This window comes from Rathayibacter sp. PhB151, assembly GCF_004366415.1.
In the GTDB taxonomy this organism is placed as follows: domain Bacteria; phylum Actinomycetota; class Actinomycetes; order Actinomycetales; family Microbacteriaceae; genus Rathayibacter; species Rathayibacter festucae.
In genome coordinates, this window is the sequence record NZ_SOEN01000006.1 from 729,127 (window position 1) to 743,173 (window position 14,047).

Below are 14,047 nucleotides of genomic sequence, written 5' to 3' on the forward strand. Positions count from 1 at the left end.
CGGGCGGGTCATGCCGCCCGACCCTCAGGGTGCCAGATCGGGCGAGCGGTTCTGATCGGGCGAGGGCGACAGATCAGGCGCCCGCCGGATCCCGAACTCGTGCCGGAGCGCGCTGCGGGCGGCGTGCCAGCCGGCCATTCCGTGCACGCCCGGGCCGGGCGGCGTCGAGGACGAGCAGAGGTAGAGCCCCTTCGCGGGCGTGCGCCACGGGTCGGAGGAGGGGATCGGCCGCGAGAGCAGCTGCGCGACGCTCGCCGCTCCGGCCGCGATGTCGCCGCCGATGTAGTTCGGGTTCCAGGCCTGCATGTCGCGGGCCGTCATCGAGGACACGGCGAGGACGCGGTCGCGGAAGCCCGGGGCGAAGCGCTCGATCTGCGCGGTGATCGCCTCGCGCTGGTGCGCCGGCGAGTCGCGCGGCACGTGCGTGTAGGCCCAGAGGACCTGCTTGCCCTCCGGCGCGCGGGTCGGGTCCAGCACGGAGGGCTGCGAGACCAGCACGTACGGGTTCTCGCTGTGCCGGCCCTGGACGACGTCGCGCTCGGCCGCGGCGATCTCGGCGCGGGTGCCGCCGACGTGCAGGGTGCCGGCTCCGGCGAGCTCCGGGTCGGTCCAGGGGACGGGCCCGTCGAGCGCGAAGTCGACCTTGGCGACGCCGTTGCCGTAGCGGAACATCCGCAGCGCGGAGGCGTAGGGGCCGGGCAGGCGGTCGCCGGCGAGCGCGAGGAGGGCCCTCGGCGTGAGATCGAGCAGCACGGCGCGCGCGCTCGGCAGCTGCGAGAGCGAGGTGATCTCCACCCCGGTCTCGATGGTGCCGCCGTGGGCGCGGAGGTCGTCCGCCATGGCGTCGACGATCGCCTGACTGCCGCCGACCGGCACCGGCCAGCCGCGCGCGTGCGCGTAGGAGCCGAGCGCGAGCGCCGCGGCGGCCGTGGACAGGCTCGGCATCGGCCGGATCGCGTGCGCCGCGACGCCCGCGAACATGGCGGGCGCGACCTCCTCGCGGAACCGCGCGTTCCAGAGCGGCGAGCCCTGCTCGAGCACGCGCAGGCCGAAGCGGAGCAGCACCGAGGGGTCGGTCGGGATCTTGAGCAGCGCGTCGTTCGTGAAGCCCGCGACGCGGTCGGCGCGCTCCGCGAGCGGACCCATCAGCGAGCGCCACGCCGCACCGTCGCGCCCCAGTGCCGCGGCGGTCCGCTCGAGGTCGCGGTAGGCGATGCCCGAGCTGCCGCCGTCGAGCGGGTGCGCGTAGGAGATCTCGGGCAGCCGCAGGTCGATCCGCCGGTCGAGCTGGAACCGGCGGAAGAAGCCGGAGGCGAGCGCCATCGGGTGCACCGCCGAGCCGATGTCGTGGTGGAAGCCGGGCAGCGTCAGCTCGGCGGTCCGGGCGCCGCCGCCGAGGGTCTCGTTGCGCTCGTAGACCGCGACCGAGAGCCCGGCGCGGGCGAGGGTGACCGCGGCGGAGAGCCCGTTGGGGCCGGAGCCGACGACGACGGCGTCGACCACGTCACTTCCTCCGCAGGGCCGCGACCGCGCCGACCAGGCCGGCCGCGCCGAGCACGGCCGCACCGGCGTAGCTCGCCGCGCGGTGGCGGATCATCCAGATCTGCGGCGTCATCGTGTGCGCGCGGTCACTGAAGAGGCCGCGGGCGCCGTGGTCGCCGGGGACCGGCTCGTAGACGTTGTTCGGGAGCATCGGCTCCTTCTTGTCCGGCGCCTGCTGTCCGTCGAAGGCGCTGCGGGCCAGGTACCAGTCCATGAAGGCGCCGGCGAAGCGGTCGCCCAGGATGGTGCCCGCGGTCGGCTCGCCGACCCAGGTGCGCCGGCGCGGCTTGTCGGCGACGTCGGCGATGGCGATCGCGCCGACCTCGGGCTCGTAGATCGGCGGCACCGGCTGCGGGTGGTGCGGCAGCTGCGACTTCACCCAGTTGAACTGGATGGTGTTGAGCGCCGGCATGTCGACCTCGGAGAGCTTGATCCTGCTCTTGGAGTGCAGCAGCTCGGCGGTGACCGCCTCGGTGAAGCCGCGGGCGCCGAACTTCGAGGCGCAGTAGGCGGCCTGGAGCGGGATGCCCCGGTGCGCGAGCGCCGAGCCGACCTGGATGACGTGGCCGCGGCCGCGCGGGGTCATCCGCGAGAGCGCCGCGCGGGTGCCGTTGACGAAGCCGAAGAAGTTGACCGCGACGGCGCGCTCGAAGTCGGCCGGCTCGGTCGAGAGGAACTCGCCGAAGACGCCGACCATCGCGTCGTTGACCCAGAGCTCGATCGGCCCGAGCTCGGCCTCGATGCGGTCGGCGGCCGACTCGACCGCCTCGCGGTCGGCGACGTCGGTCGGGATCGTCAGACCGCGGCGGCCGGCCTGCTCGATCTCGGCCAGCGTGGCGGCGAGACCGTCCTCGCCGCGGGCGAGCACGGCGACGTCCCAGCCGCGGGAGGCCAGCTCGCGGACGGTGGCGCGGCCGAGACCGGCGGTGCCACCGGTGACGACGGCGACGCCGCGGCTCATGCGCGGGCTCCGGGGGCGGGGGTGCGGGGGTTCTGCGTCATGGTCGAGCTCCTTCGTGAGGGCGCCGGAGGCGGCTTGCTGCTCCTCCACGGTAGGCGGCACCGGAGGCGCGCCGCGCGGGGTTGCGCACGATCGGTGGGAGCATCGCAGGACCACCGCCTGGGGAGGAGCCTCGGCCACCTCCCGATCCGTCCAGCGATCATCCAGACCGCACCCAGACGTCGGCGCCAGACTGACCGCCGCCGCGCCCCGCGCGACCCCGCCCCTCGACGACCGGACCGACCCATGAACGCACTCCTCGGGCTCAGCCTCGTCTCCGGTCCGGTGGTGGTCGCGGTCTACGCGGTGTCGGGTCTCGCCCTGCTCCTGCTCGTCCTCGCCTTCGCGCGCTCCGCCCGCGGTGGTCGCCGCCGCCGACTGGCGCTGGCCGCGGCCGTCCTGCTCCTGGGCCTGCTCGGCGGCTGGGCGCTCGGCGGGCTGCTCGGCGGCACCGGCGGACTCTTCGGCGTCGACTTCACCCCCGTCACGCGGGTGTGGATCGGGCTCGGTCTGGGCGGACTCGCCGTGGCGCTGATCGTCCTGGTGCACGCCCTCGTCCGCCGGCGCGGCCGGCGGGTGCTGGCCTCGGCGCTCGTCGGCGTCCTCGTCGTCGCGACCGCGGCGATGACCGTCAACATCGACTTCGGCCAGTACCCGACCGTCCGCAGCCTCCTGGGCATCAGCGCCTACCCGACCGTGGCCGATCCGATCCCGACGCCCGCCGGCGAGCACGCCTCGCTCGACAGCTGGACCGCCCCCGCCGGGATGCCGACCGCGGGCAGCGTCACCAACGTGGCGATCCCCGCCACGAAGTCCGGCTTCCCCGCCCGGGACGCCGTCGTGTACCTCCCGCCGGCCGCCCTGACCGACGACCCGCCGCTGCTGCCGGTGATGATGATGCTCTCCGGCCAGCCCGGATCGCCGTCCGACCCGCTCGCCGTCGAGCACCTGCAGCAGACCCTGGACACCTACGCGGCCGCGCACGCCGGCCTCGCCCCGATCGTGGTCTCGCCCGACCAGCTCGGCGACCCGACGGCGAACCCCATGTGCATCGACTCGCCACTCGGGAACTCCGCGACCTACCTCACCGTCGACGTGCCGAACTGGATCCGCGCCAACCTGCCCGTCCTCGGCGACGCGCAGCACTGGGCGATCGGCGGCCTCTCGCAGGGCGGCACCTGCGCGATCCAGCTCGGCGCCGGCTACCCGCAGCTCTTCGGCAACATCGTCGACGCCTCCGGCGAGCTCGCCCCGACGCTCGGCGACGACGCGACCACGATCCAGCAGGGCTTCGGCGGCGACGCGGCGGCGTACGAGGCGGCCAAGCCCGCGGCGATCCTCGCGAAGAACGCGCCCTACAAGGACTCGTTCGCGGTCTTCGGCGTCGGCGCGAACGACACCTCGTTCCTCGCCGGAGTGCAGACCCTGCACGCCGCCGCGCAGGCCGCCGGGATGGACACCGCCTACCTCGAGGTGCCGGACAGCGCGCACGACGCGACGGCGTGGTCGACGACGTTCGACAAGGGCGTCGAGCTGCTGACGGCGCGCTGGAACCTGGTCCCCGCGTCGTGACTTCTCGCTAGACGCGGGTCGCCGCCGCGACCGCGGCCGCCACTCCCCCGCCCCACGGCGCGCCGTGGCCGGGCAGCACCCAGGTGGCGCCGGTGGGCAGCAGGTGCTGCAGCGAGGCGAGCGCCTGCTCCGGCTCGTCGGTGAACGGCGCGGGGGCCGGCCCGGTCGCGCCGGTCAGCACGTGGCGCGTGGTGAGGCCGTCGCCGACGAACACGGCGTCGGCGATCGGCACGTGCACCGCGATGCTGCCGGCGGAATGGCCGGGCAGCCCGATGATCCGCGGAGCACCCGGGAGGTCGAGCGTCTCGCCGTCCCGCACCGTCACGACCTCGGTCAGCGGGGGCACGCGCGCGCCGCCCTTGCGCAGGAAGTAGCCGAGGAAGCCGACGAGTGCGCCGAGCTTCATCGACTGCTTCCCGTTCGCGGGCTTCTTCCCGCCCTTCGCGCGCTCGGCGTCGGCCTCGTGCACGAAGACGGGCACGCCGTGCTCGCGCCGGAGCCGCTCGGCGAAGCCGATGTGGTCGGAGTCGCCATGGGTGAGCACGACCCCCTTGATGTCGTCGACGGAGCGGCCGATCGCCTTCAGCTCGGCGAGCAGCTCGGGCCAGAGCCGGGGCAGGCCGGCGTCGATGAGGGTCACGCCCTCGGGCGTGTGGACGAGGTAGGCGGCGACGATGTCCGAGCCGATGCGGCGGAGGTGGGGGGCGAGTTCCATGATGGCTACGGTAGCTAGCCATCATGGCTACTGTCAATAGCTATAGTGGAGGCATGCCCACCCCCGAGCGCACCTCCCTCGACGCGATCGTCCGCGCCGCCGCCGAGATCCTCGAGGAGGAGGGGCTCGCCGGCGTGACGATGCAGGCCGTCGCGCAGCGCGTCGGCGTGCGCGCCCCCTCCCTCTACAAGCGGGTCGAGGGCCGTGACACCCTGCTGCGCCTGGTCGCCGAGGCGACGCTGGGCGAGCTCGCCGCGCGCGTGGAGCCGATCGAGGACGCGGCCGAGCTCGCCGGCGCCTTCCGCGCGTTCGGCCGCGAGCGGCCCGCCGCCTTCCTCCTGGTGATGGCGCCGGCACCCGGCACCCCGGTGGCCCGGCAGGAGTTCCGCGACGCGGCGAGCGCCTCCGTCCTCCGCGTCGCCGCCGGGCTCGCGGGCGAAGAGCACGCGCTCGAGGCCGCGCGCACCCTCACCGCCTGGAGCACCGGCTTCATCGGCATGGAGATCAACGGGGCGTTCACCCTCGGCGGGGATGTCGAGAGCGCCTGGCGCTTCGGGCTGAGCCGGGTGATCGCGGCCCTGGAGCTGGCGAAGGTGGAGCTCGCGGAGGTGGATCTCGCGGAGGTGGAGCCGGCGGAGGTCAGCGCGCCGCGGCCTCGTCCTCGAGGAAGCGCGGCCGGCTCGCCGCGAGACCGCTGAGCAGCAGCACCACGAGGCTCGCCAGCAGGAGGACGTACGAGCCGGTCCAGCTCCCCTGCGCCTCGTAGAGCAGGCCGATCAGCAGCGGCCCGGCGCAGGCGAGCGCGTAGCCGAGGCCCTGCGTCGCCCCGGAGAGCACCGAGGAGCCGGCCGTGCTGCGGGTTCTGGCGTTGACGAGGGTGAGCGTCATCGGGAAGGTGCTGACACCCAGGCCGAGGCAGACCACCCAGGCCACGGCGCCGGCCAGCGGCGCGACCAGCAGGCCGACGTAGCCGACGGCGAGCAGCGCGACGCAGACGACGACCACGATCGAGGGGTTCCGCATCCCGAGGGTCAGCGGCGGGACGACGAAGGCCGCGCCGAGGCCGAAGATCGAGAAGAGGGCGAGCAGCGCCCCGCCCTGGGCCGGGTCCGCGCCGGCGTCGACGAGGATCGTCGGCAGCCAGGTGATGATCGCATAGGTGTTCAGCGCGGTCATCCCGAGCATCAGCACCATCGCCCAGAGCAGGCGGGTGCGCCAGGCACCGGCGAGCCGGGTGGGCGCGGCGGCCGCGGCGGCGCCGGCCTCGCCGCGCCGGGCGAGCGCCGCCCAGAGCAGGCAGGCGACGGCGGTCAGCGCCGCCCAGACGCCGACGGCGAAGCGCCAGTCGAGGGCCGAGGCGAGCGGGACGGCGACCAGCGGGGCGATGAACTGGCCGGTCTGGAGCAGCGCGAGGTAGAGCGAGCTGATGGTCTTCAGCCGGTCGGCGAAGTAGCGCTTCACGATCGGCACGATCAGGACGTTCGAGGTGCCCACTCCGGCGAAGGCGACGACGGAGGAGAGCACCAGCGCGAGCGGGCTCGGGCTGAGCGCGCGGAGCACGACGCCCGCGGTGGTCACCAGCGTGGCGACGGCGAGGGTGCGCTCGAGGCCGAAGCGGCGCGCAGCCGCGGCGGCGACCACGCCGAAGACGGCGAAGGAGGCGGTGACGACGGTGCCGAACACGCCGTAGAGCGAGGGGCCGAAGTCGAGGTCGGCGCCGATCGTCTCGAGCAGCGGGCTGAAGCCGGTGACGGCCGTCCGGAGATTCAGCGCCGTCATCACGATCGCGGCGAGAGCGAGGAGCGCGGTCCTCTGCGGGGTGACGACGGTGGACGTCATAGCGGCCTGCCCTGGGTAGGATGATGGGATGAATCTTGCCGAGCCTAGCGCGCCGGAGTCCAGCTCGGTCGACCTCAGGCCTCCGGAGCCGTTCCGCCGCGAAAGCGTCATCGACCACGTCACGGCGCTCTTCCACGAGGAGATCCGCTCCGGCCGCTGGGCCGTCGGCGCGCGGATCCCGACGGAGCCGGAGCTGGTGCGCTGGAGCGGCGCGGGGCGGAACTCCGTGCGCGAGGCCGTGCAGACGCTCGTGCAGTCGGGGCTGGTGCGGCGGGAGCAGGGGCGCGGCACCTTCGTGATCGCGCGCTCGCAGCTCACCACGTCGCTCCGGAGGCGGCTGCCGAGCGCGGACCGGCGGGACGGCCTGGAGCTGCGCTTCGCGATCGACGGGGCGACCGCGGCCCTCGCGGCCGAGCGGCGGACCGCGGAGGACGTCGAGGCGCTGCGGGCGCTGCTCGCCGCCCGCACCCGCTCCTGGACGGGCGGCGACCTCGCCGAGCGGACCGCGACCGACACCGCGCTGCACCGGGCGGTCGTCGCCGCCACGCACAACGCGCTCTTCCTCGAGCTCTACGACGGGCTGACGGGCCTCTTCGAGACGGTGCTGCAGGACGACGTCGTCGGCGAGGAGGACCGGCACGCCCGCGAGCACGCGCTGCTGGTCGAGTCGATCGCCGCGGGCGACGCGGACGGGGCCCGGCGGGCGATCGAAGAGCTGCTGGCGCCGCTGCTGGAGCAGGACGGCGAGCAGAACATCAGCTGAGAGGCCGCGTCATCGGCCATCGGCGATGAGAGGTGCTCTCAGCCGATGTTCTGCAGGAGCAGTGGTGGTCAGCGCTGCGGCCGGCGCGTCGACCAGAGCGCCCAGGCCACCAGCAGCGGCTGGAAGACCAGCCGGACCGCGCGCTTGCGGTCGGTGTCGAGGCCGAACGCACTGGTCTTCGTGAGGTACTGCGAGACGTTGCCGGGGAAGATCGCGGTGAAGAAGGCCGCCGCCGCCGCGCCGACCAGCGGCGCCCGGCGGCGCGCGAGCACGAGCGAGGCCCCGAGGCCGATCTCGACGAGGCCGGACGCGAGCACGACCGTGTCCTTGTCCAGCGGCACCCACTCCGGCACCTGGGCCTGGAACTCCTCGCGCGCCCGGGTCAGGTGACTGACGCCGGCGAAGACGAGGGCGGAGCCGAGGAGGACCTTGGCGCCGGTGCGGATCAGGGACGGAGTGGAGGAGGCCATCCCCCCATCGTTCCCGATCGAACGGGCTGGAGTGCCCGGCAGCGTCCGAACCGCACGGATGTGCCGTGTCGGAGGCCCGGCCTAGTCTGTTCGGGTGTCAGACCGCATCCTCGTCCTCACCACCGGCGGAACCATCGACAAGGAGTACTCGCTCGCGGGCGAGCTCGAGATCGGGGCGCCGACGATCCCGCGCCTGCTCGAGCCCGTGCTGTCGACGCTCGAGTTCCGCGTCGAGGAGGTCCTGCGGAAGGACAGCCTCGACCTCGACGACGCCGACCGCGCGCTGATCCGCGAGCGCGTGCTCTCGGCCGAGGAGGACCGCATCGTCCTCACCCACGGCACCGACACGATGACACTGACGGCCGAGGCGCTCGGCGCGGTCCGCGACCGGGTCGTCGTGCTGACCGGCGCGATGCAGCCCGCGCGGATGGGGGACAGCGACGCCGCCTTCAACCTCGGCGCGGCCGTCGCGGCGGTGCAGCTGCTGCCGCCGGGCGTCTACCTCGCGATGAGCGGGCGGGTGCTGCCGGCCGGCGCCGTCGTCAAGGACCGGGCGGCCTGGATCTTCCTGCCGGCCTGAGCCGCACCGGCCTGAGCCGCACCGGCCTGAGCCGCACGGGCCTGAGCCCTTGCGACCGGAGACCGCGAGTCCGAGCCCGCGAACCGCGACGCGGCGGCGTCACTCCGCCGCGGCGACCGCCCGCGTGCACTCCGCGCACAGCCCGAAGACGTCCACGACGTGGTGCGCGTCGGTGAAGCCGTTCTGCGCCGCGACGCTGTGCGCCCAGGTCTCCACCGCGTCAGCGGCGATCTCGACGGTCAGCCCGCAGCGCCGGCAGATCAGGTGGTGGTGGTGCGTGCCCGGCGTGCAGGCGCGGTAGAGGCTCTCGCCGTCCGGCGACTGCAGCGAGTCGGCCTCGCCCTCGACCGCGAGGTCGGACAGGGCGCGGTAGACCGTCGCCAGGCCGATCGGCGAGCCCGAGGCGTGCAGGGCGCTGTGCAGCCCCTGGGCGCTGACGAAGTCCTCGCGCCGGGTGAGCGCCTCGCGCACGGCCTCGCGCTGCCACGTGTTCCGCTTGACCACCGGTCCGCCTTCCCGTTTCACGACCCGCGCCACGCTATACCCCCGCCCCGACCGCGGCCGGTGAGCGCCGGCGCGAGGGCCGCCGCACGCCCTTGCGGCCGATGATCCGGCAGACGACGTAGATCGTGAACGAGATCGTGGTCACATACGGGCTGATCGGCACCGATCCGCCGAGCGCGAGCAGGATCCCGCCTACCAGCGCACCGACCGCGAACAGCACGCTGAGCAGCGGCACGAGCACCGGCGACGCGGAGATCCGCAGCGCCGCCGCCGCCGGAGTCACGAGGATCGCGAGCACCAGCAGCGAGCCGACGATCTGCACCGACACCGCGACGGCGAGGCCGAGCAGCAGCATGAACACGATCGAGAGCGCCCGGGTCGGGATGCCGCGCGCGGCCGCCACGTCGGCGTCGACGCTCGCGAAGGTCAGCGGGCGCCAGATCAGCGCGAGCCCGATCACGACGACGATCGAGATGGCGATCAGCCAGCCCAGCTGCGGGTCGTCGACCGCGACGATCTGCCCGGTGAGCAGGCCGAACTTGTTCGCGCTCCGCCCCGGGTACAGCGCGAGGCAGAGGATCCCGAGGCCCAGGCCGAACGGCATCAGCACGGCGATGATCGAGTTGCGGTCGCGGGCGCGCGAGCCGAGCAGCCCGATCAGCAGCGCCGCGACCAGCGAGCCGACGATCGAGCCCTGCACCACGCCGACGCCGAGCAGCAGGCCGGCCGAGGCGCCCGCGAACGACAGCTCGCTGATCCCGTGCACGGCGAAGGCCATGTCGCGGGACATCACGAAGACGCCGATCAGCCCGCCGACGACGCCGAGGACGGCGCCCGCGATCACGGAGTTCAACAGCAGCGCGAGCAGCGCGCCGTAGTCGGAGAAGTCGAAGATCTGCGACCAGACGTCGTCGGTCATGCGCGCTCCTCCTCGTGCTCGTGCACGTGCGAGTGGTCGGGGGCGCCGACCACGATGACGCGGCCGCGCGCGCGGATCACGTCGACCGGCGCGTCGTAGAGCTCGCTGAGCACCTCGGAGCGCAGCACCTCGTCGGGGGTGCCGATCCGGAAGCGGCCGCCGGCCAGGTAGAGCACCCGGTCGACCATCCCGAGCACCGGATTCACGTCGTGGGTGACGAAGAGGACGCCGAGGTTCCGCTCGCGCCGGTGCCGGTCGATCAGCTCGCTGACCGCGCGCTGGTGCGCGAGGTCGAGGGCGATCAGCGGCTCGTCGCAGAGCAGCAGGGCCGGGTCGCCGGCGAGCGCCTGGCCGACGCGGACGCGCTGCTGCTCGCCGCCGGAGAGGCTGCCGATCGGCGCGTCGGCGTAGTCGGTGGCGCCGACGGCGGCGAGCAGGGCGTCGACCTGCGCGCGGCGGGAGCGCGAGGGCAGCGGCAGGCCGAAGCGGTGGCCGTCGATGCCCAGGCCGATCAGGTCGCGGGCGCGCAGCGGGGTGCCCTCGTCGGCGAGCTTCTGCTGCGGGATGTAGCCGATGCGGCGGTTGCCGCGGTGCACCGGCTCGCCGAGGACGCGCAGCTCGCCGCTGCTGAGCGGCTGCTGGCCGAGGACCGCGCGGAGCAGGCTGGTCTTGCCGGAGCCGTTGGCGCCGAGCACCGCGACGAACTCGCCGGCCCGCACATCGAGGTCGACGCCGCCCCAGAGCTCGCGGTCGCCGAAGCGCAGACCGGCGCCGCGCAGCTGCAGCACGGACGCCGAAAGGCCCGCCTCCGAGGAGGCGGGCGCTGACGACGGACCGGATGGGGTCGAGGAGGGTGGCGTCACGACGAGAGGGCTCTCTCGAGGGCGTCGAGGTTGGCGGTCATCCAGCCGACGTAATCGTCGCCCTCGGGCAGCGTCTCGGTGACCCCGACGGTCGGGACGCCGGCCGCCTCCGCCGCGTCGAGCACGGCCTGGGTCTGCGAGCTCTCGGTCTGCTCGTTGAAGACGAGCGCGTCGACGGTGCCGTCGGAGAAGAGGGCGAGCGTCTCCTGCAGCGTGGTCGCGGGGACGTCGGTGCCCTCCTCGACCGCCTCGCTGAACGCCTCCGGAGTCGCGTTGACGAGCCCGAGCGCGTCGGTCAGGTAGAGCGGGACGGGCTCGGTGATGGCGATCGAGCGGCCGCCGAGCGTGCCCTTCAGCTCCGCCTCGCGGTCGATCAGGGCGTCGAGGGAGCCGCCGAGGGTCTCGGCGTTCGCGGCGTAGGTCGCGGCGTTGTCCGCGTCGATCGTGGACAGCTCGTCGGCGATCGACGTGACCGTCTCCCGGACCGCGGACAGGTCGTACCAGACGTGCTCGTTGTACTCGGCGTGCTCGTGCCCGGCCTCGTCGTGACCGGCGTCGGCGGCCTCGTCCTCGTGGTCGTGCTCCTCCTCGAGCCCGGCGACGACGGTGGCGGTGATCACGGGGGCGGTGGAGCCGGACGCGTCGATCATGATGTCGACGAAGGAGTCGTAGCCGCCGCCGTTCTCGATCACGAGCGCCGCGTTCGAGAGGGCGAGCTGGTCGCGAGCCGTCGCCTCGTACTCGTGCGGGTCCTTGTCCGGGCTGTCGATGATGCTCGTGACGTCGACCAGGTCGCCGCCGATGCTGCGGACCAGGTCGCCGTAGACGTCGGTCGACGCGACGACGGCGACCTTCCCGCTGTCGGCGGAAGCGCCGGTCGAGGAGGCCGTGCCGGAGCACGCCGAGAGGGCGAGCGCGGTGCTGCCGAGCAGCGCGACGAGGGCGAGTGAGCGGGTCTTCACGGGTGAGCCGATCTGGGTCTGGAGCGGGGCGGTCGGGATGCTGACACGGTAGCGACTATTGATAACGATTGTCAAAGTCACTGCGCAGTACCCGCGTCGCGAGGAGTCGCCCGGGTCGCGTCGCGCGGAGTCACACGCGGTCACGGGTCGTCGCATTCCGGCAGGGCACCCGCTGCGGCTGCCACAGTCGCCGCAGCACCCCGCGATCGCCGCCTCCGCCGCGATCGCCCGCACCGGAAGGAACCACCGTGAGCAGCACCGTCTCGACCCCGACGCTCGACAGCCGACTCCCGCTCGACAGCCCACCCCCGACCGATCGCTGGGCCCGCTCCCCGCGCCCCGCCACTCCTGGTGAGTGGCTCGCCCGCGCCGAGGAGACCGCCGCGGTCCTCGCCGTCGACGCGCTCGAGCGCGACCGCGCCGGCGCCGCGCCCGTCGCCGAGGTCGCCCTGCTGAAGAGCGCGGGCCTGGTCACCCTGCTCGGCCCGCTCGAGCACGGCGGCGGCGGCCAGGAGTGGAGCGTCGCCCTCCGCGTGATCCGCACGATCGCTCGCGCCGACGGCTCGATCGGCCAGCTGCTCGGCTACCACTACCTCTGGGCCTGGGCGGCCCGGCTGGTCGGCACGCCCGAGCAGATCGCAGCCGTCGAGCAGCAGGCGACCGAGGGGAACCTCCTCTACGGCGGCGCGGTGAACCCGCGCGACTCCGATCTCACGGTCCGCGAGGAGGGCGACGAGCTGGTCTTCACCGGCCGGAAGTCGTTCTCGACCGGCGGAGTAGTCAGCGACCTGACCGTGCTCGAGGGCGTCCTCGAGGGGACGGACACCCACGTCTTCGCGATCGTGCCGACCGCGCAGGACGGCATCGTCTTCGGCCGCGACTGGAACAGCCTCGGGCAGCGCCTCACCGAGTCGGGCTCGGTCGAGATCCGCGGCGTGCGGGTGCCGTGGGCCGCGGCGGCGGGCTTCGTCGACCGGGTGTTCCAGCCGCTGGTCTACAACACCCTCAACGTGCCGACGATCCAGCAGGTGTTCGCCGAGTTCTACCTCGGCATCGCGCAGGGCGCACTCGAGCGGGCTACGCAGTACACCCGCGAGTCGACGCGGGCGTGGCCGTACGGCGGCGACGACAAGGCCCGCGCGAGCGAGGAGTGGTACATCCTCGAGGGCTACGGCGACCTGCAGTCGCGCCTCTGGGCCGACGAGGCGCTGATCGACGCGACCGGCGCCGCCCTCTCGGCCGCGCTGCACGCGCCGCGCGAGGAGCTGACCCCGCGCCGCCGCGGCGAGATCGCCGTGCGGATCGCGGCCGCGAAGGCGCGCATCGTCGAGGACGGCCTGGCCGCCGCCACCCGCGTCTTCGAGCTGACCGGCGCCCGGGCCTCCTCGAGCTCGGTCGGCCTCGACCTCTACTGGCGCAACCTGCGGACCCACTCGCTGCACGACCCGCTGCCCTACAAGCGCCGCGAGGTCGGCGTCTACACGCTGCTCAACGAGGTGCCGGAGCCGAGCTGGTACACCTGATCCGCGGCGGCGGCGCGGACGGCGTCAGAGCAGGCCGTGCCGCCGGAACGCCGCCAGGACGCCGTCCTCGCGCACGGAGGCGGTGACCTCGTCGGCGGCGGCGAGGGCCGCGGCGGAGGCGTTCCCCATCGCGATGCCCAGGCCCGCCGCGGCCAGCATCTCGACGTCGTTCAAGCTGTCGCCGATCGCCATCGTGTCCACCAGCGGGTGGCCGAGACGCTCGGCCAGTCGCACCAGCGCACTGCCCTTGTCGACGCCGCGGACGCTGACCTCGCCGCCGGCGTCGCCGAGGGACGGGATCGTCCCGGTGATCACGTGGAAGCGGTCGCCGAGGCCCTCGCGGACGAGGGCGAAGGCGGTGCCGTCCTCGCCGAAGAAGGTCGCCTTGGCGATGCCCTCGGTCGGGACGGTGCCGTAGCCGCCGCCCACCCCGCCGCTCGTGAAGACGTCGTCGTAGGACTGCAGCGAGTAGGCGATCCGGTGCGCCTCGAAGAAGCCGGCGATCGCCTCGACGTCCTCGGGCGCCATCGTCCGCGACTCGAGCAGGACGCCGTCGAGCTCGACGAAGCCGCCGGCCGCCGAGACGACCCCGTCGAAGCCGAGGTCGAGGACCTGCTGCGGGATCTCCGGGCGCGAACGGCCGGTCGCGACGAGGACGAGATGGCCGTTGCTCCGGGCGCCGGTGATCGCCTCGCGCACCGACGGCGCGACGACCCCCTCGTCCAGGAGCGTGCCGTCGACGTCGAGCAGGACCAGTCGGGTGCGTGTCACCCGCGGAGCCTACCGGCCGGGTCC

The 14,047-nt window shown here is 73.9% G+C and carries 15 protein-coding genes; 5 read left to right on the forward strand and 10 right to left on the reverse strand.

Annotated elements, in window-relative coordinates:
• Positions 1–24: 24 nt before the first annotated feature.
• Positions 25–1,503 carry an NAD(P)/FAD-dependent oxidoreductase gene (locus EDF35_RS04145; protein ID WP_133960824.1) on the reverse strand — a complete coding sequence of 493 codons (1,479 nt, stop codon included), beginning with the start codon at positions 1,501–1,503 and terminating at the stop codon, positions 25–27.
• 1 nt (position 1,504) lies between these two features.
• Positions 1,505–2,503 (reverse strand): SDR family oxidoreductase, encoded by a 999-nt coding sequence (locus tag EDF35_RS04150; RefSeq protein WP_123444693.1) that lies wholly within the window; start codon positions 2,501–2,503, stop codon positions 1,505–1,507.
• A 285-nt stretch (positions 2,504–2,788) separates the two neighbouring features.
• Here EDF35_RS04150 and EDF35_RS04155 point away from each other — a divergent pair, with 285 nt between their 5' ends.
• Entirely contained in the window at positions 2,789–4,114 is a 1,326-nt protein-coding gene (locus tag EDF35_RS04155; RefSeq protein WP_133960825.1) for an alpha/beta hydrolase-fold protein, read from the forward strand.
• A 7-nt stretch (positions 4,115–4,121) separates the two neighbouring features.
• Here EDF35_RS04155 and EDF35_RS04160 read toward each other — a convergent pair whose 3' ends face one another.
• On the reverse strand, positions 4,122–4,829 hold the full coding sequence (locus EDF35_RS04160; RefSeq protein WP_133960826.1) for an MBL fold metallo-hydrolase: 708 nt from the start codon (positions 4,827–4,829) through the stop codon (positions 4,122–4,124).
• Between the two features lie 53 nt (positions 4,830–4,882).
• On the opposite strand from EDF35_RS04160, the gene EDF35_RS04165 reads away from it, so the two are divergent.
• Positions 4,883–5,527 (forward strand): TetR/AcrR family transcriptional regulator, encoded by a 645-nt coding sequence (locus tag EDF35_RS04165; protein ID WP_133960827.1) that lies wholly within the window; start codon positions 4,883–4,885, stop codon positions 5,525–5,527.
• On the opposite strand, the gene EDF35_RS04170 is transcribed toward EDF35_RS04165, so the two are convergent.
• Positions 5,469–6,668 carry an MFS transporter gene (locus EDF35_RS04170; RefSeq protein WP_133960828.1) on the reverse strand — a complete coding sequence of 400 codons (1,200 nt, stop codon included), beginning with the start codon at positions 6,666–6,668 and terminating at the stop codon, positions 5,469–5,471. The two genes, EDF35_RS04165 and EDF35_RS04170, sit on opposite strands and share 59 nt — an antisense overlap.
• A 28-nt stretch (positions 6,669–6,696) precedes the next feature.
• Here EDF35_RS04170 and EDF35_RS04175 point away from each other — a divergent pair, with 28 nt between their 5' ends.
• The gene (locus EDF35_RS04175; protein ID WP_133960829.1) at positions 6,697–7,431 is read left to right on the forward strand and encodes an FCD domain-containing protein; all 735 of its coding nucleotides are present in this window, start codon (positions 6,697–6,699) and stop codon (positions 7,429–7,431) included.
• 68 nt (positions 7,432–7,499) lie between these two features.
• Here the strand turns inward: EDF35_RS04175 and EDF35_RS04180 are convergent, their stop codons facing one another.
• Positions 7,500–7,901 (reverse strand): hypothetical protein, encoded by a 402-nt coding sequence (locus tag EDF35_RS04180; RefSeq protein WP_133960830.1) that lies wholly within the window; start codon positions 7,899–7,901, stop codon positions 7,500–7,502.
• 94 nt (positions 7,902–7,995) lie between these two features.
• Between EDF35_RS04180 and EDF35_RS04185 the strand changes: the two genes are divergently transcribed.
• Positions 7,996–8,481 carry an asparaginase domain-containing protein gene (locus EDF35_RS04185; protein ID WP_133960831.1) on the forward strand — a complete coding sequence of 162 codons (486 nt, stop codon included), beginning with the start codon at positions 7,996–7,998 and terminating at the stop codon, positions 8,479–8,481.
• Positions 8,482–8,580: 99 nt separating this feature from the next.
• On the opposite strand, the gene EDF35_RS04190 is transcribed toward EDF35_RS04185, so the two are convergent.
• The 4 genes from EDF35_RS04190 to EDF35_RS04205 all read right to left on the reverse strand — a co-directional run bounded on the left by EDF35_RS04190 (position 8,581) and on the right by EDF35_RS04205 (position 11,729).
• Positions 8,581–8,985 (reverse strand): transcriptional repressor, encoded by a 405-nt coding sequence (locus tag EDF35_RS04190; RefSeq protein WP_123701430.1) that lies wholly within the window; start codon positions 8,983–8,985, stop codon positions 8,581–8,583.
• 34 nt (positions 8,986–9,019) lie between these two features.
• Entirely contained in the window at positions 9,020–9,904 is an 885-nt protein-coding gene (locus tag EDF35_RS04195) for a metal ABC transporter permease (RefSeq protein ID WP_123701428.1), read from the reverse strand.
• Complete coding sequence (locus EDF35_RS04200) at positions 9,901–10,692, reverse strand: ATP-binding cassette domain-containing protein (RefSeq protein ID WP_243581136.1); 792 nt, start codon at positions 10,690–10,692, stop codon at positions 9,901–9,903. Before EDF35_RS04200 ends, EDF35_RS04195 begins: the two co-directional genes overlap by 4 nt.
• Positions 10,693–10,763: 71 nt before the next feature.
• Positions 10,764–11,729, reverse strand: coding sequence for a zinc ABC transporter substrate-binding protein (locus EDF35_RS04205; RefSeq protein WP_243839835.1), 966 nt, complete (start codon positions 11,727–11,729; stop codon positions 10,764–10,766).
• Between the two features lie 248 nt (positions 11,730–11,977).
• Here EDF35_RS04205 and EDF35_RS04210 point away from each other — a divergent pair, with 248 nt between their 5' ends.
• Entirely contained in the window at positions 11,978–13,252 is a 1,275-nt protein-coding gene (locus tag EDF35_RS04210) for an acyl-CoA dehydrogenase family protein (protein ID WP_133960833.1), read from the forward strand.
• Positions 13,253–13,276: 24 nt separating this feature from the next.
• Here the strand turns inward: EDF35_RS04210 and EDF35_RS04215 are convergent, their stop codons facing one another.
• On the reverse strand, positions 13,277–14,023 hold the full coding sequence (locus tag EDF35_RS04215; protein WP_133960834.1) for an HAD family hydrolase: 747 nt from the start codon (positions 14,021–14,023) through the stop codon (positions 13,277–13,279).
• Positions 14,024–14,047: the final 24 nt, after the last annotated feature.